Source organism: Halobacillus sp. K22, assembly GCF_052246795.1.
In the GTDB taxonomy this organism is placed as follows: domain Bacteria; phylum Bacillota; class Bacilli; order Bacillales; family Halobacillaceae; genus Halobacillus.
Genome location: NZ_JBQQCN010000017.1, coordinates 1 through 25,301 on the forward strand (window position 1 = coordinate 1; position 25,301 = coordinate 25,301).

The window sequence follows — 25,301 nt, forward strand, 5'->3', positions numbered from 1 at the left end:
TCACTATTGGCAACGTATGGGTTTGAAATCATTGAATGCACGTTGAATTTTATGAAACCGCCGTATACGGAACCGTACGTACGGTGGTGTGAGAGGACGGAGGTTAGTCACCTCCTCCTACTCGATTTAAAAAGGATCTAATATATCAACATCATATTTGTTACATATAAGCTCCCATTACTTGAAGACTCAGTTTCGAGACAACTGGGTTATGAGGAAGGTCCTTCAGGGGACTATTTCGCTTTCCGCGGGCATGTGCTGAGCCTCCTCCGGGGTCTCACCGATCATGTTCATCCCGCAGGACCTTCACTCTAACCCAATATCTCGATATCGAGTCTTCCACAATCCGGCCCGATACTGGAATAATGTTTTAATAACAAGGCTGCTATTACATGTATTCAAGCTTTTGAAGAAAATATCTCAGTTTGAAAGTTTTAACAGATGAATGATGGGGTACTAGTTAAATGGAGTTTATAAGAAGTGTTTTTTTATAATCATTTTAAGGAGGAACCTTAATGAGCGATAAGAAAAAGGTAGATAAGCAAAGTAAAGACGAGCAGTTGGAGCACTATCGCAGAGACGATTCAGGTAAGCACCTTACCACAAACCAGGGTCTGAAAATGTCAGAGGACGAGTTTTCCCTGAAAGCTGGAGAACGTGGTCCGACATTGATGGAAGATTTCCACTTCCGTGAAAAGATGACGCACTTTGACCATGAGCGTATTCCTGAACGTGTGGTGCACGCAAGAGGATTCGCTGCCCATGGTGAATTTGAACTTTATAAATCTCTTGAAAAATATACAAAAGCAGATTTCCTAACGGATACCTCTAAGAAAACCCCTGTATTCACCAGATTTTCTACAGTAGCTGGTAATCGCGGTTCTTCTGAAACGGTACGCGATGCTCGCGGTTTCGCTACTAAATTCTATACTGAAGAAGGAAACTATGATCTGGTTGGTAACAATATACCTGTGTTTTTCATTCAGGATGCTATTAAATTCCCTGATTTAGTTCATGCACTGAAACCTGAACCTCATAATGAAATGCCTCAGGCGGCATCAGCTCATGATACTTTCTGGGATTTCGTAGCGAATAACCAGGAATCAGCTCATATGGTGATGTGGGCGATGTCTGACCGTGCCATTCCTAGAAGCTTCCGTATGATGGAAGGATTCGGAGTACATACGTTCCGGTTGGTAAACGCGGAAGGTAAAACCCATTTCGTTAAATTCCATTGGAAACCGGTGCTGGGTACTCACTCCTTAGTATGGGATGAAGCCCAAAAGATTTCTGGTAAGGACGCAGACTTCCACCGCGGAGATCTTTACAGCTCCATAGAAAATGGAGATTATCCGGAATACGAGCTTGGACTGCAAATTATCCCAGAAGAAGATGAGGATAAGTTCGAATTTGATGTACTGGATCCGACTAAGATTTGGCCAGAAGAAGATGTACCGGTTGAAATCGTTGGTAAATTAACATTAAACCGTAATGTGGATAACGTCTTTGCTGAGACAGAGCAAGTGGCTTTCCATCCCGGTCATGTCGTACCGGGCATTGATTTCACAAACGATCCACTGCTTCAAGGTCGTTTATTCTCCTATACGGATACTCAGTTAATCCGCCTTGGAGGGCCAAACTTCCATGAGCTTCCGATTAACCGTCCAGTCTGCCCATTCTTTAACAACCAGAGAGATGGATATGGACGTCAGACGATTAATACGGGGCAGGTCAGCTATCACAAAAACTCCCTTGCTCAGAATACGCCGGAGCCTGCAGCGCCGGAAGAAGGCGGTTATGAGCACTATCAGGAGAAAGTAGAAGGGCGTAAAATACGCGCACGAAGTGTCAGCTTTAAAGACCATTTCTCTCAAGCTACGCTATTCTGGAACAGTATGAGCGAACCTGAGAAAAATCATTTGATTCAAGCCTTCAGTTTCGAGCTGGGTAAACTTGAAAGTGATTCAGTAAGAAAGCAAGTGATTGAAATGTTCTCTAATGTCAGCCTTGATCTTGTTCAAGGAGTTGCCAAAAACATCGGTCTCACTCCACCAGAACATGGCGGATCCGATGTAACCAAATCCTCTCCAGCTCTGAGTCAGCAAAATACCGTATTCAAACCGGACACTCGCGTAGTCGGTGTCATTGTAGCTGACAACTTTGCCGGCACAGAGGTGACGAACGTCCTAGAAGGATTGGCCGATAAAGGTATTTCGCCAGTTGTTATCAGCAGCCATCAGGGTACTCTGAAGGGCACAGATGGCACTGAGCTTACCGTTGATCACACTTTCACCACAGTGGACCCTGTGCTGGTTGATGCGGTTTACGTTGCAGGAGGCGGCGAGCAGGATAAGGCATTCAGGAAGAAAGTATCTTATTACCTAAACGAAGCCTTCACGCACTTCAAGCCGGTCGGTGCTACGCATGAAGGGATCCAACTATTGAAAGATAATGAGTTGTTGGATGAATCCGGCGTTGTGGCAGAAGAAAACGGAATTGAGTTCGTAAGCAAATTTACGGAAGCCGTTGCAGCTCACCGCCACTGGGATCGTCAGGTGCTATAAGTATTAGATGTAAAAGACTGACCTCTCAAGGTCAGTCTTTTTTTACTATAATAAAAATAAGCAGAATGTATCGTTTCAACTTGTCCAAAATAAGGAATGGTACTGTATATAATCCAAAAGTGAAGAGGTGGTCGCGTGTTACGTACGATTCTAATGATTATTGGTTTGATCGTTGTTATTGGCTTTATCATTTCCTTGCTATAATTTAATTAAATTACTAATTCATCAAACTCACCTTTTTTAAGGTGAGTTTTTCGTTATACTAAAAGTGAATACAAGAAGGAGGAACTCTATCGTGAAAGAGCAAGTGGAATTACATAAAGATTCGTTTGTAGAAGAGTTAAAAGATTTCTTGAAGATTCCCAGTATATCTTCCTTACCTGATCGAAAAGAGGATGTAAACAGAGGGGCAGATTGGGTAGCTGAAGCTTTAGAGAAGGCCGGTATGGACAATGTAGAGGTCATTCAGACGAAAGGGCATCCCATTGTATATGGAGACTGGCTGCATGCAGAAAACAAGCCTACCGTCCTTATTTACGGTCACTACGATGTCCAGCCGGAAGATCCACTGGAGCTGTGGGAAACTCCCCCATTTGAGCCAGTTGTTCGGGATGGGAAGATCTATGCCCGTGGAGCAACGGATGATAAGGGCCAATTATTCATTCATATTAAAGCGCTTGAGCTTCTAGTGAAAGAGAACGGCACACTGCCGGTTAATGTGAAATTTTGTATCGAGGGAGAAGAAGAGATTGCGAGCCCTAACTTGTCTCCTTTTATTCGAAATCACGAAGAAAAGCTGGCAGCGGATGCAGTTGTGATCAGTGATACGACTTTTATTGAAAAAGGACAGCCGGCGATTTGCACATCGCTCCGTGGTGCTCTTGCTATGGAGGTAAAAGTGAATACAGCAAATACTGATTTACACTCCGGCTCCTATGGAGGCGCAGTGCCTAATTCTATTCACGCTCTTGTTTCCCTTATGGACAGTCTTCATGACAATAATGGGAAGATAGCGGTAGAAGATTTTTATAAAGGAGTTCCTGAAGCTACTGAGGAGTTAAGAGAAGAAGTTGCGCAAGTTCCATTTAATAGTGAAAAAACAAAAAAAGAGCTTGGACTGGACGCTTTTTATGGCGAAGAAGGGTTCACTTTCCAGGAGCGGGTGGGAATACGTCCCACGCTTGAGATCAACGGAATCACCGGCGGCTTTCAAGGAGAAGGCTTAAAGACCATTGTGCCAAATCAGGCCAGTGCAAAAATCAGCTGCCGCCTGGTGGGAAGTCAAGACCCACAGGCTGTATATGAGGCTATTCAGCGTCATCTTGAAACTCACAAGCCTTCCGGAGCCAGAATAGAAACGAATCAATTAATTCAGGCAGATCCGGTCTCCATTGATTCAAAAGATGCCTATATTCAAATGGCAGCCGATGCTTACGAGCAAGTTTACGGTGTTCGTCCACTTTTCCCTAAAGAGGGCGGTTCGATCCCTATTGTGGAAGTGTTTGCAAGCGTCTTACAAGCTCCTGTTGTCCTGATGGGATTCGGGCTTCCTTCTGAAAACCTTCATGCTCCAAACGAACATTTTCATTTAGAGAACTTCACAAAAGGGATAGAAACGGTCTTCAACTATTTTATTGAATTAGGAAATAAATAACGATCAGCACCCGGGTTTTTTTACAGGAGCCGGGTGTTTTATTTTCTCTTAGCTTTTTGAATGATGGATGTAATAAAAGGGCCCTTGCTTTCTGTGTAGGCTGGCCGGTCATTAGAGTAGCGATCGGCAAGTATATTTTTCAGGGAATTATACTCCTCCAACTCTTCAGGGTGCTGCCGCAAGTAATCACGGAACAGAAGTTTCTCCTCCCATTCCTTGCCTCCAAATTCGCATAGGTGTAAATGGAAGGTCTGAGTCTTCTTTTCCTTTTTGAAAAAGCGGCGGTCCTCGAGTTCTAGCTTAGGGACGTATGTATAACCAATGGTTGATAAGTTCGGTATATATTGATCGTAAGAGTCCAGAGATTCAATCCCGGTCATAATGTCAATAATAGGCTTAGCTTGTAACCCGGGGATGGCGGTACTTCCAATGTGTTCAATTCCAAGAGCATGATCACCCAGAACTTCTCGAATCATCTCTTCTTCCCGTTTGAATAATGCAGGCCACTCTGGATGATAAGAACTTAAAGAGACCGTTGGTTTTTCTGTGGAAGTCAGGTTCGCACACGAAAAACAGAAAAGAGTCTGGTCCTTGTTCACCACTCCTTCCAAAAATCCACCTGAACAATAAATTAACGTTTTACAGTTTTGGCACTTGCCTACTGGCTCTCTCATCAGGATCGCTCCTTAATTAATGTATGTAATATCGGGGGGGGGGGCGGTTAACGCCCACTTAACACAGGCTTACCTTCAGTATAGCAGAGGAGTTTATCAAGGAAAAAAATGAAAGTAAGAGGGATAATACTCTAGGAAAAAGATGTATGTGCAAGAATTTGTGAATATAGGTTTACAAGACCCTGATTTCTGGTATTATATACAAGGATTTGATGATAAATCCTGATAAATACAATTTGAAAGGGGATATTAGCTTATGCTTACATCTCTTTATATGCTGTCACTTACTGTCCTTCTTACGTTTTTAGTCTTATATGCCGTGGATAAAGTGGCTAACCGCTTTAAGAACATCCAAAAAGAGCCGGCTCAAGCTGAAGAAGTCCCGTCAGAAATTGATTTCAGTCATTCCTATAAATAAATGCTTAACGAAAAGCGGCCTCCCAAATGGGAAAGGCCGCTTTTTACATGAGAGAGCAGTAACGTTCTACTTACAAATATTACCAGACCAGGTCATACATATATTTCCAACGCGATCGCCGGAAAACAGTGGACCTTCTTCCATAATCAAGGGCTGCTCGTTTTGTTAGCCTGGATAATATGGTAGAATAGATATGTTTAGATATTCGGCGAGTAGCTTTGCTCAACTATGAATGAGTTTAATGAAATAAATGATATGTCACGTTTGAAAAAAGGGGATTATTCATGGAAAATAAAGCGGTTGTTTTAGGTGCGAATTATTATATAGGATTGAGTACAATCCGCTGCTTAGGCATTCACGATGTTCATGTAGCGGCAGTCGATTATTCGTGGGAAGGGGCTTATGGACTCGAGTCCAAGTATGTCTCGGAAGCGTTAATCGCTCCTCATTATAAAAAAGATCCAGAAGGACTTCTTTCCTTTTTGATTGATTATGCCAAACAGCAGAGCGGGATGCCTGTTCTTATTCCTACAGCAGACCCATACGTAGAATTTGTTGACGAGCATTTACCGGAATTACGGGAACATTTCCTTATTCCCCAAAAAGAACAAGGATTATATACTAAAATAATGGACAAAGGTACGTTGCATACGCTGGCCTCTGAGCACGGGGTGGCGGTACCGGAAACGGTTCATATTGATGAAGAGAACTTTTTACAAAAAGTAGAGGAAAAGATCCAATTTCCGTGTCTCGTTAAACCGGTGGACTCTCCTGCTTTTGTGTCCAAGTTCAGAAGGAAGCTGTTTAAAGTCTTTACAGAAGAAGAGCTTCTGGAAAAGGTCAATATGGCTAAAGAAGAAAATATTGAAGTGATTGTGCAGCGGATTATTCCAGGTTTTGATGACCATATGTACACCTTCGACGCCTACTTGAATCAGGATTCAGAGGTTACACACTGGGTCACTTGCCAAAAACTTCGTCAATTCCCTGTGAACTACGGGGCTTCGGTTTATACTCAGCAGAAATATGTCCCAGAGCTTTACGAGCTCGGGAAGAAATTCCTTGAAGGTATCCAATATAAAGGTTTCGCAGAAATTGAATTTAAAAAAGATGAACAAACCGGACAATACTATTTAATTGAAATCAATGTACGCATTACGAATTTAAACAGCCTGTTATATAAGACGGGGATCAACATCCCTTATATTACATACAGGGAGCTTACAGGTAACCCGGTGGAGCCAAAAGCTGTAGAGAAAGACATGAACCTGGTCTTCTGGTATGCTTACGAGGATTTACTTGCTGTACGTGAATACGTTAAAACAGGACAACTATCAATCCAAAAGGTACTCGCGTCCTATTTTCGTCCAAAGGCCCATGCGATTTGGGATGCAAAAGATCCAAAACCTGCTTTTGCATTCGGAAAGAAAATGGCAGGTCTAGTAGCCGGAAAAGTGCGTAAAACCAGTTGAATTACACGGAAATGTCAAAGCTTAACCATATATAGAAGTAAAGGATCGCAATAATCGGATAAGGTTAAAACATTGCAGGGAAGGTAGATTAGAATGGCTAAACTATATGAATTGCTGAAATCCATTCAAGTTTTAGATGCTTGGAATGAGCAGGAGCTGGATATTCATGGACTGGCTTATAACTCCAGAAAAGTGAAGCAGGGAGACATTTTTGTATGTATTAAAGGGTTTAAAACGGATGGGCATGCGTATATATTAGAAGCTATATCTAATGGAGCGGCAGCCATTGTGGTCGAGGATTATCAAGAAGGATGGGATGACATCCCTCAATTTCGCGTAGAGGACAGCCGACAGGCGCTTGCGGCGCTAAGCGACGCATTCTATCATCACCCGTCCCAATCGATGAAGACGATCGGCATTACCGCAACCAATGGGAAAACGTCTACATCCTTTATGACTGATGCGATCCTGGAAGAGCATGGAGTCAAGACAGGTCTTATAGGCACAGTGGTTGTAAAATTTGGCGATTATTCCGAGCCGACGAAACTGACGACACCGGAATCGCTGGACCTCCATCACTATTTTGCTCAAATGAGGGACCAGGACGTCTCTCACGTAACGATGGAAGTTTCTTCTTCTGCCCTCGATTTAAAAAGGGTAGGGAGCGTGGATTTCGATATTGTAACGCTGAATAACATCAGCCGCGAGCATATCGATCTGCACGGCTCCTTTGAAGAGTACTTTAATGCTAAAGCAAGTCTTATCAGAGAAGCTGACGCTGATAAATGGGCCATCCTGAACCTGGATGATCCATATTCGGCTTCTCTTGTAGATGAAACGAAAGCACAATTGCTCACGCTTAGTGTGGAAACGGGTGATGGGGATCTTATTTGTAAGAACCTTGACCTATCCACCGGGCGTGCGAAATTTACAGTTGAAATCAGAAAGCCGATATATATAGGAGAGGCATCAATTGAGCCTCAGGAATTTGATATTGAATTATCCACTCCGGGTTATCATTCCGTTTATAACTCAATGGTGGCTATTGCAGCAGGATTACTGAGTGAGGTACCGATTCCAACGATTCAAAAAGGGCTGAAGTCCTTTGGAGGCGTGGAACGCCGTTTTGAAATGGTATTTGAAGATGACTTTAAAATTTTAGATGACCATTTTGCTAACTACGGCAATATTAACGTTACCTTAAGCACATTGCAGCAGATGGAGTATAACCAATTGAAGCTCGTTTATGCGATCCGCGGCAGCCGTGGTGTAACGGTAAACCGTGAGAATGCAAAAGCGATTGTGGAATGGGCTCCAAAGCTCGGAATTAAGGAAGTAATCGCGACACTCAGCGAGTCCCATGTCACAGAAAAAGACCAGGTCACCAACGAGGAACTGCGGGTCTTCCAGGAAATGATGAATGATGCAGGTATCCAGGTGCATTTATATAAAGAATTGGACGACGCTGTCCGCCACGCTTTATCAGAAGTAGGAACAGACGATGTCGTACTCTTAGCTGGATGTCAGGGCATGGACCCAGGAGCAAAAATCGCGCTTGAGCAACTAAACAAAGCGAGACCAGAAATAGATGAAGAAGAATTATTCAAGCCGCTGAAAAACAGAGTGGCAGGAATCTTATAGTCATCAAAGGAAGGTTCGGGTCTTACGCAAGGAGGCATTTCATGAACGACAAACTAATCGGTATACTTGGAGGCATGGGGCCTGAGGCCACGGCTGAATGTTATCTGAAAATCATCCGAGCAACCAGTGCCAGAAAGGATCAGGAACATTTCCGCGTCATTATCGACAGCAATGCAAAGATCCCTGACCGCACAGAAGCCATTTCCGGAAGAGGCGAGAACCCGGTACCCGAAATGATCCACGCAGCTAAGAATTTAGAAAAGCTGGACGTTGAGGTAGCCTGTATTCCGTGTATGACCGCCCATTATTTCATAGAAGAAGTACAAAAAGAGGTTTCGTATCCATTACTGAATGCCTTTTTAGAGTTGAAAAAGTTTATTCGCAATTTCTATCCGGATATTTCTAAAATTGGAGTTCTTGCTACGACGGGCACATTAGAAACCGGTCTTTTTGAAAAGTATCTTGATCACCTGGATATTGTATATCCAACGCCCATGACGCAAAATGAAAAGGTCATGAAGTCCATTTATGGTGAAAATGGCATAAAGAGTGGGAATACGGATGGAGAGCCGCTCCAGCTTCTGAAAGACGCTTCTCAGGAACTTCTGGATAACGGCGCCCAATTAATCATATCCGGGTGTACGGAGATTGGTCTGGTACTGAGACCTTATCACCTTCCTGTACCGCTCGTGGATCCGATGGAAGTAGTAGCTAATGTCGTTGTAAAAGAATCTGTATATCAACAATCTTAAGCCGGTGAATGGTGGGAAAACTCGTTTTTTAAAGACCAATATATAAAGGAGCGAAGCCCATGGCAGTCCATGACTTTAAAAAGTTTTTGTCAGAATCCTTTAGTGAAGGTGTTTATTTTAGAGAGCTGCGGCTATCTCAGAAAGAAATTGATGTGGTAAGGACGATGTATCCGACAGCTCTCATCAAACAAACGAGTGAAGTAAACGATGTTCAGAGTAAAGCCTGGTATGAGATCAACCTTTTGCCGGTGGAAGGCCAATCGGAAAATGTGGAAGCAATTCGACATGAGAATACCCGGTTGAAACGTGAACTTGAAGTTCTAAAGCAATTGAAAGAGTAATCATTAACTTCATACATTCCCTGAAGACAATTCCAAAGGAGTTGTCTTTTTTGTTCTTTTAAAAGCTCAGTTAAACTTCCGTGTTGATTTTAAGGACAAGCTCCCGTTTGTGGAAGACTCAGTTTCGAGATATCTAGTGAGAGAGTTAGGTCCTGCGGGGAACGACTCGCTTTCCGGCCCTGCACGACGCGGGGTCGTTCGACGTTGCCACACGACGTGGCGTTCTTAGTCGAACCTCCTCTTCTGTGCTGAGCCTCCTCGAGCAAGCTCTGCGGGGTCTCACCGATCATGTTTATCCCACAGGAGTCTCCCCGTTCCCGTCCGGACCTGGCCGAATGAGAAACTCGAAACAGTTTTATCTTTCATCCGCTTGGAAGAAATAACAACATGGGCGTATATATCCTTTTTCAGGGTAGCCTGTTATATAAGCATTTCAGTCAGGATAAGGAAGGAAATATACTCTCTTCCCGAGGGGTCCGTTCTCCCTAATAAAGTTGGGATGGTGGGGAAATGGCGAGACTCCCATGGGAGAAGGAACTAGGTGAGATCCCGCAGGGAGTGATACGAGCGAGGAGTCTCCCCGTTCCCCCATAGGAAAGCGAGTTATTTCCCCACCAGCCCGCTCCTCATATCGTAACGGCCCCAACTTATCTCGAAACTGAGTCTTACAGTAAACGGCCTATTGCGTAATAAGCCTCTTATGAAAAATCAATAATAAACTTTACCTAATATTAAAAAGAAGTGTATTCAACGCTTGGTAGAGATGGTTGAAGTCGTTATTTAGATATTGTATTGCGGTTAAGATCCTGCGGAAGTTTTCCTCCTTCCGTGACCCTGTACGACGCGACGCAAGGGTGGTAAAAAGGGAGCCATTTACCATCCTCTTTATCTTCCATCCGAAACCAGCGAAATTGGCCTTTCATAACCGGGACATTTCTATAAAAAAGAGAGCAATTATAGATACTTTTGAGATATTATGAATCCTTTGTGTATATACATATGTCGTTCGACAAAAAGTTGGATACATCACCATATATCCCCTGATTTTGTCACGTTCGTGTAAAAGCATGAAACACAAATGTAATAATAATTTGTCTTTTTTTATCGAACTTGTTTGTTATAATTAGAGAGGTAAAAGAAGCGAAATATAAACTACATACTTCTGACATCAAAGATATACAACAAGTTTGGATAGCAGGAAGTGATATAAATTGTTCGATAAGCATCATTGCACTGGTTTATCTTTCGGTGTCCTGGAAGCTATCCGATTTAAAGATAGAGAGAGAATCGGCAATTCGGAAGTAAGAGGTGGCATCAAAGATGAAACTTAAGACATTTGGACGACATGGTAAAGAAGGCGTAAAGAATATTACGAGAAACCGCTGGATGTCCTTAGCTTCTATATCAGCTGTAACGGTTACTCTGCTGCTGGTTGGAGTCTTCGCTGCATTACTCCTTAATTTGAACCATATCGGCTCTCAAATCGAAGAAAACGTAGAAGTACGTGTCTTCATGGACTTAACACTTGAAGAGCCTGGTCAAAATGAACTGAAGGATAAATTACAAAACATCCCCGAAGTAGACACCGTTACCTTTCAATCCAAGGAAGAAGGACTGGAGAAGTTAATCGACAGTCTTGGAGAAGAGGGAGAAGTATTCGAATCCCTTAAAGATGAGAATCCCTTAAATGATGTGTACATTGTAAAAACAGAAAAACCTGAAGATACCATTCAAGTAGCTCAGTCTATTAAAAATTTCGAAAACGTTGAGAAGGTGGAATATGCCAAAGAAACCGTTCAACGGCTTTTTAATGTCATGGATATAGCTCGTAATATCGGAATCGCTATCATTGCCGGTCTGCTGTTCACGGCTATGTTCCTCATTGCAAATACCATCCGTATTACCATTGTGGCACGTAAAAAAGAAATCGGAATTATGAAAATGGTAGGAGCAACCAACTGGTTTATCCGCTGGCCATTTCTCGTAGAGGGCATCTTAATTGGTATGTTAGGAGCGGCTATTCCAATTGCTGTTGTAGTCTTTGGATACAGGTACCTTTTTCAGGAGGTTACGGCCCGATATCCGACTTTATTTGTCGAATTACTTCCTGTTTACCCGTTTGTGTGGGAAGTATCCATCCTCCTTATTTTAATGGGTGTCATTATCGGACTGTGGGGAAGCTTTACGTCTATTAGAAAATACCTGAAAGTCTAATAAAAAAAATATATATGTGTTTGGGGAGGAAGAGGGATTGAAGTTTAAGTTTACAGTTGCACTCCTGACCGTCACGCTTGTACTTGCCGGTTTATCGTCCTGCGCAAGTCCAGTTTTCGCAGAATCTTATGAAGACCAAATAGAAAAAAATAAAGAACAAATCGAAGAAAACCAGGACCAATTAGAAGAAAACAAAAACAGTCAATCAAACAATGAAACTGAGAAACAACAAAAGCAGAAAAAAATCGACGAGATCAAAGAAAATCAGGAGCAAGTGAATCAGGAAATTGAACGTCTGGATAAGCAAATGATGGAGACGACTGAGAATATTAATAAAAAAGAAGAAGAAGTAGAACAAACCAGAGAAAATATTGAACAGCTGAAAGAAGATATTGCTGAACTGGAGAAGCGGATCGCTGAAAGGGACGAGCTTCTAAAAGACCGAGTGAAGTCCATGTATCAGAATGGAGGAGCCATTGATTACTTAGATGTACTTATGGGAGCAGAAAGCTTCGGTAACTTCCTCGAGAGAATCATGAGCTTAAATACCATTGCTGAACAGGACAGAGAAATTCTTGAACAGCATAAAGCTGATAAAGAAGCTGTAGAAAGCAAAAAAGCAGAGGTAGAAAAGGAATTAACCTCTCTTGAAGAAAAACTATCCGAACTGGAATCCTTAAAAAGTGACCTCGACAGCCAGATGGAAGATAAAAATGAGCTGATGAAGTCGCTTGAACTGGAAGAAGAAGAACTTCATAATCATGTGATGGACTTAGAAGAAGAGAACGAAACACTTGCCGCACAGGAAGAAGCAATTAAGAAAGAAATCGAACGTGCCGAGAAGGCAGCCGAAGAAGCCGAACAAAAAGCGGCGGAAGAAAAAGCACGTAAAGAGGCAGCAAGAAAAGCCGCAGCTGAAAAAGCAAGAAAAGAAGCTGAGGAAGCCGCGAGAAAAGCTGCCGAGGATCGTGCCGATGAGCAAGCAGCTGAAGAAGCAGAAGAAGCTGAACGAAAAGCCGAAGAAGAGGAGCAAAAAGCAGAAGAGGAAGCTGAAGAAGACAAAAAAGCAACCTCCAGCTCTTCAGGCAGCAGTTCCAAGTTCGCCTGGCCTGCATCCGCCGGCACAACCTCTGAATACGGAATGAGGTTCCATCCGATTCATAACGAAAATCGCCTGCACTCGGGTATTGATCTAGCGAAAAGCGGAACTGTACCTATAAGGGCGTCAGCTGATGGAACGGTCATACGTGCCGGTTATTCATCCAGCTACGGGAATAATGTATTTATTACTCACCGTATCGATGGCAAGACGTACACGACTGTATATGCACACCTGAGATCCTCTCCTGCCGTGTCAGCAGGTGAGTCTGTATCGCAAGGCGATTTCCTGGGTAATATGGGAAGCACAGGGAACTCCACAGGACAGCATCTACACTTTGAGATTCATATCGGTTCGTGGAACCCAAGCCGTTCCAATTCAGTGGATCCACGCCGTTTCCTGCCATAGATTCTATAACTATAGCAAAAAGGGGTTGCACCCAATGGTGCAACCCCTTTTTGTAACTATTCGACTGAATTGATTCACTGGAGTACGAACTCTAATCTAAAGGTTAAATTTCCCGGAATGGAGCCCCGTTCATGGTCTGGTAATATATACTAACGACTGCGGATTTTGATTTTGTGCTATGAATGGGGAGGACTGCAAAAGAAGTTAAGTCTTCCTGACATATGGGGCACATCCAGGTGCCTTCGCTACTGCTATATGAGGGACGGTTACAGCGTGGGCATTGTTTTTTGTACATATTTTTCCCTCCGCTTCGCGTGATCTATATATAAGTACCCTTTTATGGAAATTTTAATATTATAATGCATAGAAATTTTTATAGACTTAATTTAGATAGTTTGTAATATAGTGGTTATAGTTTTGCTGTGTTATCCGTAAGTCTAAAAAATTCATTGTATGTTTTCATTTTCTGAGTGCCATAATATCCGAGTTTACTTTATTTAGTCTCTCTTCCCCCTGCGTAACCTCAAAGGTCCATTGTAAAGATAAAACGACTCCTAGGAGATGGTTTTAGCTCATGACCATCATCTATTAACTCATATTGATCACAGACCTACTCCTCAGTTCATAAAGGTGTTTTCTCTGCTCGCGTTCCCCTTGCTAGCGGAAGAGACACTGAAGAAAGCAGGATGGCTGTCCTAACAGCCACCTGCTTTTTTAACCATGCCTACTATTAGACTATATGATGTCAATATATTCAGATACTTCCAAAAAATGATATAATAGTGGAAAGCTTTACCTATCATCATGATTCAGCATTCTATAAATTTGCTCTTGTATAACTCAAGTAGGGGAGGAAGTTAAATGAGTGAAATGAAGTTAATTCCATACCGTACCGAACAGATCCTGCAGGAAGCAGAAGAGTTTCCTAAAGGTGTGAAGCTGGTAGAGGCAGAGAGTTTATGGGAAAGAACCAGTCAGGGAAAAGGGAGCGTCATAGCTGTCATCGACACCGGCTGTCAAAAGGACCACCCGGATCTGGAGAATCGCATTCTAGGTGGTTATAACTTTACAGATGACTATGAAGGTGATGAGACGAATTACGATGACAATAACGGCCACGGCACTCATGTAGCCGGGACAATCGCAGCCATAGATAACCAAAAGGGTGTAATAGGTGTGGCACCTCAGGCTGATTTATTAATTCTTAAAGTACTGTCTGGAGAGGGGAGTGGACAGTACGATTGGATTATAAATGCTATTGAATACGCAATTAACTGGGAAGGACCTCAAGGTGAACGTGTTAGAGTCATTTCTATGTCCCTTGGCGGCCCTGATGATGCTAAAGAAATGCATCAGGTTGTCCAAAAAGCTGTTAATCAGGATATTTCTGTCGTATGCGCCGCAGGTAATGAGGGAGATGGACGTGAGAATACTTATGAATATGCCTATCCCGGTTGCTACAATGAAGTTATACAAGTCGGCGCTATTGATAATCAGAGGGCAATCACTGACTTTACTAACACCAATGATGAGATTGATCTGGTAGCCCCGGGAGTTGATGTTCTCTCTACCTATATAGGAGGAAAATACGCTCGTCTCTCTGGCACTTCCATGGCTACACCTCATGTGGCCGGTGGTTTAGCCCTCATTATTCCTCTTGTAGAAGCTCAATTCCAACGATCCATGTCCGAGCCGGAAATATTTTCGCAGTTAATCAAACGGACTCTACCTCTCGGTTACTCCAAAGCTGCTGAAGGTAATGGATTATTAATGCTCTCTCTTACAGATAAATTAGAAGAACTTTTTTCTACCTACACTACCGCTATAAATTAAAAAAATCCTCCATCTTTTATAGAAATACCTGTTAGAAATCATTTTTCTGACAGGTATTTTTTTATGATTTCTTCACCTTCTCCAGCTTAGCCCGACATTTTGAATTCGCACTCAAAACTAAGTCCGTGTTTTTGTGTAATATTATGTCTAATTACTGCACATCTGCTAATGTACACATAAATGTTTTCAAGTACACAATTTGTAAGACAAGTGCACACGTAAATGATTGCAAGATTACAAAAGCGTACACATACTGGTATAACAGCATGTACACAAGTTTGAATACATGCAAACGTTAAACGTAAACATGTGTACACTAAAAGCACACATGTACACATGATTGAATACTCCGAAAGGCACATTGACTATTCCGGCAGAGTCTAATAGATTAATAGAAGGGCAAGGTAAATTATAGTAATTAAAAGGAGAGCTGATTAATGACAAACTCAAGAATTGCAGCTGTGGATGTTGGTAATGATGCGGTTAAAGCAAACTTTGGAAAACTAGATTCATCCTTATATATTCCTAACGTGGTCGCTAGAGACTTAGAGGATCGTCCTGTTATCGGTATAGAGGACTTGGATGAAAAAGATCCACTCGATAATCTACATATTCGAGTGCATTCTCCAGCCTTAAGAGAGAATAATGCAATCTATCGTGTGGGGAATCTGGCTACGAAAACTACTAACTCTACAGAACTGGATCCAGGCAGCTATAAATCTGAGGAAGACCAGACGCTAATTATGCTTTTTGCGTCACTTGCTTTAGATGCTGTGAGAGAAAAGAATGCTCAATCAGCGAAAAATAATGTTGTAGAAGCTAACTACACATTAGGAACAGGATTGCCGCTTCGTGAAGTGAAAGAAGGTAAGGATGTAGGTTACCGTTCTTCTCTTCTTGGGTCTGTTCACCAAATCGAATTCCTGGTCACTCCAAAATATCAGGGAATGAAAGTAAATCTTAAGTTTGATGAGGTTAAAGTATATCCGGAAGGTTTTGCAGCTTACGTTAACCTAGTAATGGATAATGATTTGAATATCATTAACAAAGAATTGATCGACAAACAAATTCTAATCCAGGATATTGGTGGTCTTTCTACAGATATCGCCGTTATTAAAAATCGTAACGTTGACGACGATAAAGCGCAGGGCTTCAACCTGGGCGTAGCTGAATCATTAGAAATGATCCGTGAAGAGATCCTTAGAAAGCATGGAGTTGAATTGGACAGCCGCCGGGATGTTGTGGATATCATTACCAGAAAAAATGACCGTCATCACATCATGGTTAAAGGAAGCCGTACCAACGTACACGATATTACGGATCGTATTCTTCTTGAACTTGCTAAGAAGCAGTATCGTTTCCTAAGAAATGTGTGGCAGAGAAACTCCCAATCAGAGATCTGTTACTTTGTGGGCGGAGGCTCCGCAGTTCTGAAGGATTACATCAAGTCCCTAAACAACAAGCTTGATGGTTTCAATATTGAATTCTTTGAAGATGAAGAAGAAAGCATTTGGATGATGGCAAATGCCTATTACAAATTAATTTCTGATTTCATCCGTAAAAACGAGAAAAAAACCCATGGTAAAAACCAAGAACAAGGTAAAAAAGTAGAACAAAAAACCGGCTCATCTAAATAAGGTGATGTTATGAGTCAATCAAAGAAAAAGATAGAGAGGGGACAATCGATTACGTTTAGGATCCCCTCGGATACTCCTGATCATTTGTTGAGACAGCTCTCAGAGTTGAAGGAGACAGAAAGGCGAAATTTTTCAAGCAGGATTGCACAATTCGTCCTGGATGGAGTGAGCCAAACTTACGCTAAGAATAAGGAAACGGTTACCATCCCGCTGCCTAAGGCTTTAAATAAAGAGCAGAGAAACTGGATTAAGCACGAACATTCGGAGGCTCTTATAGGGAGTATCCTGTACCAGCTGATGATGGATCCCGTGCGTGCTACCACTCTGTTGGCTTCGCTCAACAGCAATGCATTTGATATAGATGAAGCCCTTTATTTGCAAGAAGAAACAGCGGCTTCTGAAGCTTCGTCAGGAGATTATACTCAAGCCCATGCTGAAGAGGAATCACTTGCTGATTCGGAAACAGAATGGAAGAGTATAGATGATGAACTGGATGGTCTGAATCTTGATACTTTGCAAGGGGAGATCCACTCACAGGACGAGGAAACAACAGAAGATGAAGAAGATGATGATCTGCTGGGAGACTTTCTTTCCCGAATGAATGATTAGCCCATACCCTCTGCCACGCTGTGGCAGGGGGTATTTTTAATTGAAATTGAAATGTTCTCGGTAATTGTTCCGTACGAAAAGGTAACAAAGAGAGGTGAGAGGATGGAAGGGAATCTAGTGGTGGAAGATTGTAAAGTGACGATCAGAGATAACACGATCCTTGAAGATGTATCTTTTTCTATCCATCAAGGACAAATATTGGCTCTAGTCGGACATAATGGAGCTGGCAAATCTACGCTAATTAAAACCATATTAGGCTCACGGGAAAAGTCAAAGGGCAGAATTTCTATACATAATTTAGATCAGGATCAGCATTATGCCGATTATAAAAGACAGCTAAGCTACATACCTGAAGAACCTCTACTACTTAGTGAGCTGACCGTATATCAACATTTCCAGTTATACCAAAAGAGCTATCGAATTCCAGAGAAACGTTTTGAAGAAAAAGTAGCTGCCTATACTAAAGGTTTTGAACTACACGACAAATTGAATGAATATCCGGAATCATTGTCTAAAGGGATGAGGCAGAAAGTTCAAACGATATGTGCTTTACTGCCGGAAGTTTCATTACTGTTAATAGATGAACCTTTTATGGGTCTTGATGTCTATGCGGGAGCCTATTTTGAGAAGCTGTTAAAAGAACGCCGGGACGAAGGCTGCAGTATTCTGCTGACGACACATCAGCTGGAAAAAGTAAAAGAGCTGGCCGATGTCTATGTGATGCTTACAGATGGCAGGGTCTCTAGTGAAGGTGAAGTTAATGAATTTCATACGTTAGATCGAAGTGGGAATCCTGAATGAGTTTTACTACACGTGTATTTTATTGGATTCGGAAAAAACGCTGGAAAAAGAAGAAAGATATTTATCAGCGTGCCTTTCAGCTAGCGTTCGACAAAACGTTAGCCTTTTATGTAGGAATAATGGTTGTTGTATTTCTGTTACTGCTTCAGGATTGGATGAAAAGGTTCATTCCCCTGATGAATACCTGGGAAAACTCTCTAATGGAGTGGTTATGGCTGCTTCCGTCCATTCTGGTAATTCGTACGCTTGGGCGGTCATTTATAGATCCAGGGCTTTCATTCACTTCAGCAGAGCTCAAGCTAAGTCTGCTCCCCCACTCCAGAAGTAAAATTCTTTTATTATTAGCAGCTGAGAAATTTGCGCTTCACTTGCTGGTTGCGTTCGCCTTGGCAGCATTTTTAGGTGGGTTAACTCCCTTGTCTTTATACTTATTGCTCGCTGCTGCTTTTATCTATTCCGTCTTCATAGCCCTTTTAACGCCGATCCAGTGGAAATTGTATTCTGCTAGAAAGAGAGTTAAGACAGGACTGTTGGCTGGTGTGATCGTTTTGCTAGGGGCTTCAGGCATATGGATCCATCATTTAAACTTAGCCCAATCTTCGCCAGCCATAATTCTGACTTTTTTATTGATGCTCGCGCAGTTTTACTTTATTCCAGCGTGCATGCAAGGCATTGACTGGATGAAAGTAGTGCAGCGCAACGATGCCAAGGTATGGAATATCACGGTTGTGAGTCAGATGACGAATATAACAATCAAACCTCCTAAACGGTATGGGCTGGTAGGTAATTACCTTAAAGAACGGAGGGCAGTCCGGCCGATTACTAAGGTGAAATCCTTATATCATATGTTGTGGAGAAGCCATTTGAAAGAATCATCAGGGTATGTATGGAAAACGCTCTTAATCGGTGTAATAGTAATCATCGCCCCATCATTACGAGCGGAGTGGGTCATGTATGTAAGTGTGCCTGTAGTGTTATTTGTGTATATAGAAGTTGCCGCAGGAATTTTCAGCTCGCATTTCACAGAGAATCCTATATTCTATAGTCTGCCGATTGATGAAAAGGGGTGGACCTCGGCTTATATCAGCTGGGGGATAGCAGGATTAGTCCCTCTCCTTCTATCTTTCAGTATAATCAGCATTATACTTGGCAGTTCCTTCTCAGTGGTATTCGTCCAACTGGCAGGCGTAATGAGCTGGTCTCTGTATGACATGAGTACTCAGCTCACGAATCGCATGCGTTTTCTGCACAAAGAAAACTTTCAAGTATCAGATATTTTTAGAGCAGCAGGTTATATCATTTTAGGTGCAGGGATTTATTTTACTCCTCTGCTTTTGGCTCTTGCAGCTCTTCTAAGCTATTTTTTAATCATTATAAAGAGATTGTATATTGATTCGCCAAAATGGTTCCACTGGCCTTTTAAACGACGATGAGAGGGCTTAGAGAGGCTTTGAATTAGCAAAAGCGGCAAACGTTTTTTCATCTTCGATCAAACCACATGCTCCACATTGAATTTTTTTGTCTGGACCCTGATAGGCTGTGTGGAAAGGATCCAGATTTTCAGACGTATATTCACTGATTACTTCTCCAGATCCCGGGTCAATTTTTACGGATATTGCTTTTTGTGCGATGATATTGAACCTGGATCGATTGGTTTTACAGTTTGGACATAAATAGGGCTGCATAGACGACACCTCCACTCATAGGATGTGCGGACTGCGGGAATATATGTAGAGGTATGGTTTATAAAGATATTGTAAAAATGTTTAGAAATTAGTTAGGTAGACCTGAACTATGGGAATTGACATGTATAAAAGCTTTCAAAAGGTGGGCGTTATGCTATGAGTGGAGCTTTCACAAGACAGATCGATAAAATGGGGAGGCTGGTGATCCCGAAGGAAATCAGAGACCGGCTGGAATTATCGGAGCAAAACCTTATGCTTGAACCTTTGAGTCATAAAAAAGGACTAAAGCTTTCTGTAACGGGAGAGGAAGGCGAAGCCGTTAAGACATTGGACAGTTATGGCCGCTTGCTTATCCCTGCCGATTATCGGAATGAAATGGATTGGAATCAAGGGAAGAAAATTGACGTTACGTTCGACCATGATTATGCAGTTCTGCAAGATCAGGTTCAAGTGTGTGAAATTTGCGGGTCAGCCGATTCGCTGGTATCCGTTAAGAAAAAATTGGTTTGTGAAGATTGTCTGAAAGATGGAAATGAGCAAGTGGTAGGCAGCTGGCAGGAATACCTGCAGGGATTAGTTGACTCCTACTTGGAGTATTGCAGGCTTTCGCTTGAGCAGGAAGATGAGGAAAGTGTCCATCAGGCTCGTGTCCATGGACGGAAAATCCGTGCCATTCTGGAGTTTATCCACGTCAACAGTCATCCATTAATGGATCGTTTAAATGATGCCCATAAACGTTTAGGGAAAGTGAGAGAACGTGATGTATTTATTACGGAGTTTGAAGACCGTGCGGAGCAATCTTCCAAGGAACAGCATGAAGAAGTTTATCGTCAGATCAGCGATCAGGTTGGTAAGAAAAGGCTGAAGCACCAAAAGAAACTTAAAAATAAACTGCCTGAAATCATCGACGATACTTTTGCGGAGCAGTGGGAGCATTTTAAAGATAAGGAGCTTCGAAATTACGTCCTGCCACTCCAAGTAGACGAGAGGATTCAGGAATTCGAAAACGGATTTGCTGAAGCCGTGGAGAAATATTTAGAAGTTTCTTCACAACAGGGTCTTGCCGATGAAGAAACGCTGGATGCCCTGCACTCCGTCAGGATTATTTCGAAAAAAACTAGGTACATTCATAACGCACTCCATAAAATTTATGCATCTGACTATAAGGAAGAAGCGAAATACTTTAAGTCTTTCCAAAGGCAGCTGGGTGAAATAAATGATCTAAAAGACTGGCTCGAGATGTTCAATAAATACCGAAACGATATCGACAGTAAGAAAAAGCATATCAAAGCCATTAACCAAGCGTTGCTGGATGAATTGTCCAGTCTAGTGGAAGAATTGAATCTGCAAGAAAGCATTCAATACTCAAAGCAGTAATGTTAACCCTGTCACATTAGAATCGCCTTTGAATAATCCATCCTGCATGCCTGTCATGCAGGATTTTTTGTGTCCTCCCTTATTAAACCTCTGATTTGATTATTTCAGATAAGCTCCCATTACTTGAAGACTTGATTTCGAGGTGTGTGTTGAGCGGAAGGTCTTGCGGGGGACGATTTCGCTTTGCGGCCCTGCACGATACAGGGTTGTTCGACGTTGCCACACGACGCGGCGTTCTTAGTCGAACCTCCTCCTCTGTGGTAAGCTTCCTCGGTGGGATCTTACCGATCAAGTTCATCCCGTTCTTACACTTTTATTAATCCCTAAGCTTACATCAGGACATAAACGACAAGGGGTGCTATCCAGCTCCAGCACCTAGCGTCTAGTGAGACTTCCCTCGCTTCTGTACGATAAGGCAACATCGAATCGCTGCGCTCTTCGTGTTTTCTTTATCTCCGTCAGCTCAGTCCAGTCCATACGCCGCTGCCCAAGGTGCTTCCGCTTTTAACCGAGAAGTCTACATCGTCCCCCTCCGGCCCTGGCCGAATCAGCAACTCGAAACCACTTAATACACGGTTTGCCTGGTGAGAAAAAAAGCATGGGATGAGGAGTGTATTTTCATGCCAGAACGATGTAAAGGGTCCGTAATTCTCCTGTGATTGGGTTGGTGGGGAAATGGCGAGACTCCCATGGGAGAAGAAACTAGGTGAGATCCCGCAGGGAGTGAAACGAGCGAGGAAGCTCACCGTTCCCCCATAGGAAAGCGAGTTATTTCCCCACCAACCCTATACTTTTTAAGTAACGGACCCAATATATCTCAAAATCGAGTCTTAAACTATCCGGCCCTTTAGTTAAACAGTGAAATTCAATAACACCTTTTGACAGAGCATTAAAAATAAGGGAATGCCCTAATAGGAACATTCAAACGGAGGGTGTAGTATAGAAGGTATGAGGAATAAAGAAGGGAGAGGTAAAGTGATGAATGATACGACTCGTTCCCCGTTACATGTAGTCTCTCATATGTACGAATCACTGCTTTTTGAAATGTCCTATGATTTGCATGAGCGATACGCCCATTTATTAACGAGCGCTTTACACCGTATTGATTCGACTAAAGATTCTTGTAAAGAAGCTCATGTCCTTCTATCACATTTGATTGAGGAAATGAGAAGCCGCTCAAATGAGATTTACCCTTTATCTTTTCATGAATATGGACTGGCGGTAGCCTTTAAACGATATATAAAAGAGGTTGAAAGACGTTATGGCATTAAGATTGAATTCCCCACCTCTTATAAACTGACAGAGGTGTTTTCTACGAATGATTTGCTGGCGTTTCGCGCTCTTCAGCTTACTATCCGAATGATTGTGGAGTACGCAGATACAGATGAAGTATTCATTGAAGTTGACCAGAATGGGATTATTTTCCGCTATCAGTCTTTTGTGGATGAATTTCCGCCTGAACAAGAGGATTTGCTTGAAGTCATAAAGAAAGATACCACGATGGAAATGAAATTGGAACGTCATAGAAATGTTGTGGAATGGCTCTGGTATAAAGGCTGAATAAAAGAGGAGTAGATAACATGATTTCGATTGTCATTGTTGACGATCACGCCGTCGTACGCTCAGGGCTTATGATGCTCTTAGACGCTGTCGATGATTTTAATGTAATCGGAGAAGCTTCAGAAGGGAACGAGGCTTATCAGCAGGTAGAGGAAAAAAATCCATGTGTCGTTTTAATGGATCTTTCCATGCCGCATGGAAAAGATGGATTATCAGCTACTTCAGAAATAAAAAAACAATTCCCTGAAACTCAAATTTTAATTTTAACGATGCATGATGATGAAGAATACTTGTTCAGGGCTATCGAATTAGGGGCTTCCGGGTGTATTTTGAAAAATGCTCCGCATGAGGAATTAGTAAAAGCCATTAGACAAGTGGCCGGGGGAGATGCCTATTTGTATCCATCAGCGACGAAACGATTGATGGAGGATTATATGGACAAACTGAAAAACGGCTCTAAGACAGATTCTTACCGACTGCTCAGTGATCGTGAGAGAGAGGTACTGGCTTTGGTCGCTAAAGGGTTTGCGAATAAAGATATTGCCGCTCAACTTGTGATCTCTGTGAAAACGGTCGAAGCCCACAAGGCACGAGTAATGGAAAAACTGCAGCTGAAAACGCGTCCTGAATTAGTGGAATATGCCTGGAAGAAGGGTCTGCTGGGTTATTCATTCTAGCAAAGGAGAGAGGAAAAAGTGGGCACCCCATTAGAAGAAATATGCAACGAACTTGAAAAGGAAGTAGACGCCTCTGTAATCGCTATTGCAGAGTTTAATTATCATTCAAAGCAGATTCAATGGAAATATGTTAATCATCCTTTGAATGATAAACATAAACGCATGATCATTTCCTATGGTTCGGGCGTGGCGGGAAGCGTCATGCAAACAGGAAGAACTTTTCTCTGCCGTTCGAGGAAGGATCTTCCTTTAGTTTTGTCGAAATATCCCATAGTGTTAGCGGAAAAGCTTCAATCCTTTGCAGCCATCCCTCTTCAAACGGGGCATATATTTGACGCAGTACTGCTGATCGGCTATCGAGACGAGCATGAATTACCATTAGAGCAGCAATGGCGCCCTTATGCCGCTCGCATATGTAATTATTTGAAGCAAGGAGGTTTATCATGACAAAACACAGCCCCGTTCCCCCGACTCTACTCGCTTCTAAGGAAGAAGGATTTCTTGTGTTACGTGAAAACGGAGTAGTACAAAGTTTTAATGAAAAAGCGAAACTGCTGTTCCAAATTTCTTCAACCGAGGTGTGTGTGGAAGACCTGTTTCTTCATTTTTCTAGAGATGAGCTCATTCATTGTGAAAAGGGAGTATTGCTGCAGTATTACGCAAAACCCATGACTGGCAATCCGTTTCCCGTCTTTTTAGTCGTACATGAGTGGATGGATGGGAATAGGAGAAATTATCTGATGACCATTCATAACCTTAGTGAGAGAAGTCTGCTAGATAGTGAAGCCTACGAACCTTTGAAAGAACTTGTAGATATTAAATATGCGCTGGACGAGTCTTCAATTGTTGCTGTTACGGATCAACGTGGAAGAATTCGTTATGTGAATAAAAAATTTTGTGAGATATCTAAATATGGAGTGGAGGAACTGATTGGCAACGATCACCGGCTTCTGAACTCTGGTTATCATTCTAAAGAGTTTTTTAAAGATCTGTGGCGTACGATTGGAACCGGTTATGTGTGGAAGGGAGAAATTAAAAATAAGGCCAAGGATGGAACGTTCTACTGGGTGGATACGACCATTGTACCCTTCTTAAATGACAAAGGGAAACCTTACCAATACCTGGCTATTAGAAATGAGATTACCGAGAGGAAAAGAGTGCAGCAGGAACTTCAGCACATGATGACACGTTTGATCCACGTGCAGGAAGAAGAAAGAAAGCAGGTTTCCAGAGAGCTTCACGATGGAATCGGGCAAGAGCTTTACAGCCTACTTATCAGTATGCACCGTGTCCAGCAGGAAGTGGATTATTCCCTTTTAGACCAAATGACAAATGAAATACGAGACTTAATTCAAAACGTGCGGGACATGTCCTGGGAACTCCGGCCATCAGCTTTGGATGAGCTTGGGTTGATGCCGGCGGTTCGCTCCTTTCTCAATCGTCTTCACGATTCCTATGGATTGAAAGTACACTTTTCCTCCTCCATTTCCTGTCGTTTATCGCCGCAAATCGAAACGACGGTTTACCGAATCATTCAGGAAGCGCTGACCAATATTCAAAAATATGCCTGTGTAGATGAAGCTTCCATTGAGTTGAAAGAAGTGGACGGCGGGATTTTTGCAACCATTGCCGATCAAGGCGAAGGTTTTATAAATGACCGTGCGCATAAAGGGGTAGGGCTCTTCAGCATGGAGGAAAGGGCACGTGCGGCAGGAGGAGAACTTGAAATAACTTCCGAGCTGAATAAGGGTACGACCATTGAATTATTTATACCACTGGAAACCTGATGAAAAGGTTTCTTTTTTTTGGATTGGGGGTTTTCACCACCCCAAAATGAGGGGATTCCCCAATTCTATTATGGACCTCTCTCCCAATACAATAGAAA

The 25,301-nt window shown here is 42.4% G+C and carries 21 protein-coding genes; 19 read left to right on the forward strand and 2 right to left on the reverse strand.

What is annotated here, in order from left to right:
* Positions 1 to 515 precede the first annotated feature (515 nt).
* Entirely contained in the window at positions 516 to 2,564 is a 2,049-nt protein-coding gene (locus ACTWPM_RS12850; protein ID WP_443133429.1) for a catalase, read from the forward strand.
* 295 nt (positions 2,565 to 2,859) lie between these two features.
* The gene (locus ACTWPM_RS12855; RefSeq protein WP_443133430.1) at positions 2,860 to 4,218 is read left to right on the forward strand and encodes a dipeptidase; all 1,359 of its coding nucleotides are present in this window, start codon (positions 2,860 to 2,862) and stop codon (positions 4,216 to 4,218) included.
* 38 nt (positions 4,219 to 4,256) lie between these two features.
* Here the strand turns inward: ACTWPM_RS12855 and ACTWPM_RS12860 are convergent, their stop codons facing one another.
* Positions 4,257 to 4,892 (reverse strand): GrpB family protein, encoded by a 636-nt coding sequence (locus ACTWPM_RS12860; protein WP_443133431.1) that lies wholly within the window; start codon positions 4,890 to 4,892, stop codon positions 4,257 to 4,259.
* Between the two features lie 256 nt (positions 4,893 to 5,148).
* Between ACTWPM_RS12860 and ACTWPM_RS12865 the strand changes: the two genes are divergently transcribed.
* The 12 genes from ACTWPM_RS12865 to ACTWPM_RS12920 all read left to right on the forward strand — a co-directional run bounded on the left by ACTWPM_RS12865 (position 5,149) and on the right by ACTWPM_RS12920 (position 19,550).
* Complete coding sequence (locus tag ACTWPM_RS12865) at positions 5,149 to 5,310, forward strand: hypothetical protein (RefSeq protein WP_443133432.1); 162 nt, start codon at positions 5,149 to 5,151, stop codon at positions 5,308 to 5,310.
* Positions 5,311 to 5,594: 284 nt separating this feature from the next.
* Positions 5,595 to 6,782: a carboxylate--amine ligase gene (locus ACTWPM_RS12870; protein WP_443133433.1), complete on the forward strand. Its 1,188-nt coding sequence runs from the start codon at positions 5,595 to 5,597 to the stop codon at positions 6,780 to 6,782.
* Positions 6,783 to 6,875: 93 nt separating this feature from the next.
* On the forward strand, positions 6,876 to 8,423 hold the full coding sequence (locus tag ACTWPM_RS12875; protein WP_443133434.1) for a Mur ligase family protein: 1,548 nt from the start codon (positions 6,876 to 6,878) through the stop codon (positions 8,421 to 8,423).
* Between the two features lie 41 nt (positions 8,424 to 8,464).
* Complete coding sequence (locus tag ACTWPM_RS12880) at positions 8,465 to 9,175, forward strand: aspartate/glutamate racemase family protein (protein ID WP_443133435.1); 711 nt, start codon at positions 8,465 to 8,467, stop codon at positions 9,173 to 9,175.
* Positions 9,176 to 9,234: 59 nt separating this feature from the next.
* Positions 9,235 to 9,516: a hypothetical protein gene (locus ACTWPM_RS12885; RefSeq protein ID WP_443133436.1), complete on the forward strand. Its 282-nt coding sequence runs from the start codon at positions 9,235 to 9,237 to the stop codon at positions 9,514 to 9,516.
* 1,320 nt (positions 9,517 to 10,836) lie between these two features.
* Complete coding sequence (ftsX, locus tag ACTWPM_RS12890) at positions 10,837 to 11,730, forward strand: permease-like cell division protein FtsX (RefSeq protein WP_443133437.1); 894 nt, start codon at positions 10,837 to 10,839, stop codon at positions 11,728 to 11,730.
* A gap of 37 nt (positions 11,731 to 11,767) precedes the next feature.
* The gene (locus tag ACTWPM_RS12895; protein ID WP_443133438.1) at positions 11,768 to 13,237 is read left to right on the forward strand and encodes a murein hydrolase activator EnvC family protein; all 1,470 of its coding nucleotides are present in this window, start codon (positions 11,768 to 11,770) and stop codon (positions 13,235 to 13,237) included.
* Between the two features lie 861 nt (positions 13,238 to 14,098).
* Positions 14,099 to 15,070, forward strand: coding sequence for a S8 family peptidase (locus ACTWPM_RS12900; protein WP_443133439.1), 972 nt, complete (start codon positions 14,099 to 14,101; stop codon positions 15,068 to 15,070).
* A 437-nt stretch (positions 15,071 to 15,507) separates the two neighbouring features.
* Positions 15,508 to 16,707 carry an Alp7A family actin-like protein gene (locus ACTWPM_RS12905; protein ID WP_443133440.1) on the forward strand — a complete coding sequence of 400 codons (1,200 nt, stop codon included), beginning with the start codon at positions 15,508 to 15,510 and terminating at the stop codon, positions 16,705 to 16,707.
* A 9-nt stretch (positions 16,708 to 16,716) separates the two neighbouring features.
* Complete coding sequence (locus tag ACTWPM_RS12910) at positions 16,717 to 17,316, forward strand: hypothetical protein (protein WP_443133441.1); 600 nt, start codon at positions 16,717 to 16,719, stop codon at positions 17,314 to 17,316.
* 102 nt (positions 17,317 to 17,418) lie between these two features.
* Entirely contained in the window at positions 17,419 to 18,117 is a 699-nt protein-coding gene (locus ACTWPM_RS12915) for an ABC transporter ATP-binding protein (protein WP_443133442.1), read from the forward strand.
* Complete coding sequence (locus ACTWPM_RS12920; RefSeq protein WP_443133443.1) at positions 18,114 to 19,550, forward strand: hypothetical protein; 1,437 nt, start codon at positions 18,114 to 18,116, stop codon at positions 19,548 to 19,550. Before ACTWPM_RS12915 ends, ACTWPM_RS12920 begins: the two co-directional genes overlap by 4 nt.
* 6 nt (positions 19,551 to 19,556) lie before the next feature.
* On the opposite strand, the gene ACTWPM_RS12925 is transcribed toward ACTWPM_RS12920, so the two are convergent.
* Positions 19,557 to 19,802 (reverse strand): DNA alkylation repair protein, encoded by a 246-nt coding sequence (locus ACTWPM_RS12925; protein ID WP_443133444.1) that lies wholly within the window; start codon positions 19,800 to 19,802, stop codon positions 19,557 to 19,559.
* 156 nt (positions 19,803 to 19,958) lie between these two features.
* Between ACTWPM_RS12925 and ACTWPM_RS12930 the strand changes: the two genes are divergently transcribed.
* The 5 genes from ACTWPM_RS12930 (at position 19,959) to ACTWPM_RS12950 (ending at position 25,203) form a co-directional block, all read left to right on the forward strand.
* Positions 19,959 to 21,179, forward strand: coding sequence for a CHAD domain-containing protein (locus ACTWPM_RS12930; protein WP_443133445.1), 1,221 nt, complete (start codon positions 19,959 to 19,961; stop codon positions 21,177 to 21,179).
* Positions 21,180 to 22,157: 978 nt separating this feature from the next.
* A complete protein-coding gene (locus ACTWPM_RS12935) occupies positions 22,158 to 22,739 on the forward strand; it encodes a hypothetical protein (protein ID WP_443133446.1) in 582 nt (193 codons plus the stop codon).
* Between the two features lie 20 nt (positions 22,740 to 22,759).
* Positions 22,760 to 23,416, forward strand: coding sequence for a response regulator (locus ACTWPM_RS12940; RefSeq protein ID WP_443133447.1), 657 nt, complete (start codon positions 22,760 to 22,762; stop codon positions 23,414 to 23,416).
* 18 nt (positions 23,417 to 23,434) lie between these two features.
* Positions 23,435 to 23,863, forward strand: a complete 429-nt coding sequence (locus ACTWPM_RS12945) for a GAF domain-containing protein (protein WP_443133448.1) — start codon at positions 23,435 to 23,437, stop codon at positions 23,861 to 23,863.
* Positions 23,860 to 25,203, forward strand: a complete 1,344-nt coding sequence (locus tag ACTWPM_RS12950) for a PAS domain-containing sensor histidine kinase (RefSeq protein ID WP_443133449.1) — start codon at positions 23,860 to 23,862, stop codon at positions 25,201 to 25,203. The genes ACTWPM_RS12945 and ACTWPM_RS12950 overlap by 4 nt, the downstream gene beginning before the upstream one ends.
* Positions 25,204 to 25,301 lie beyond the last annotated feature (98 nt).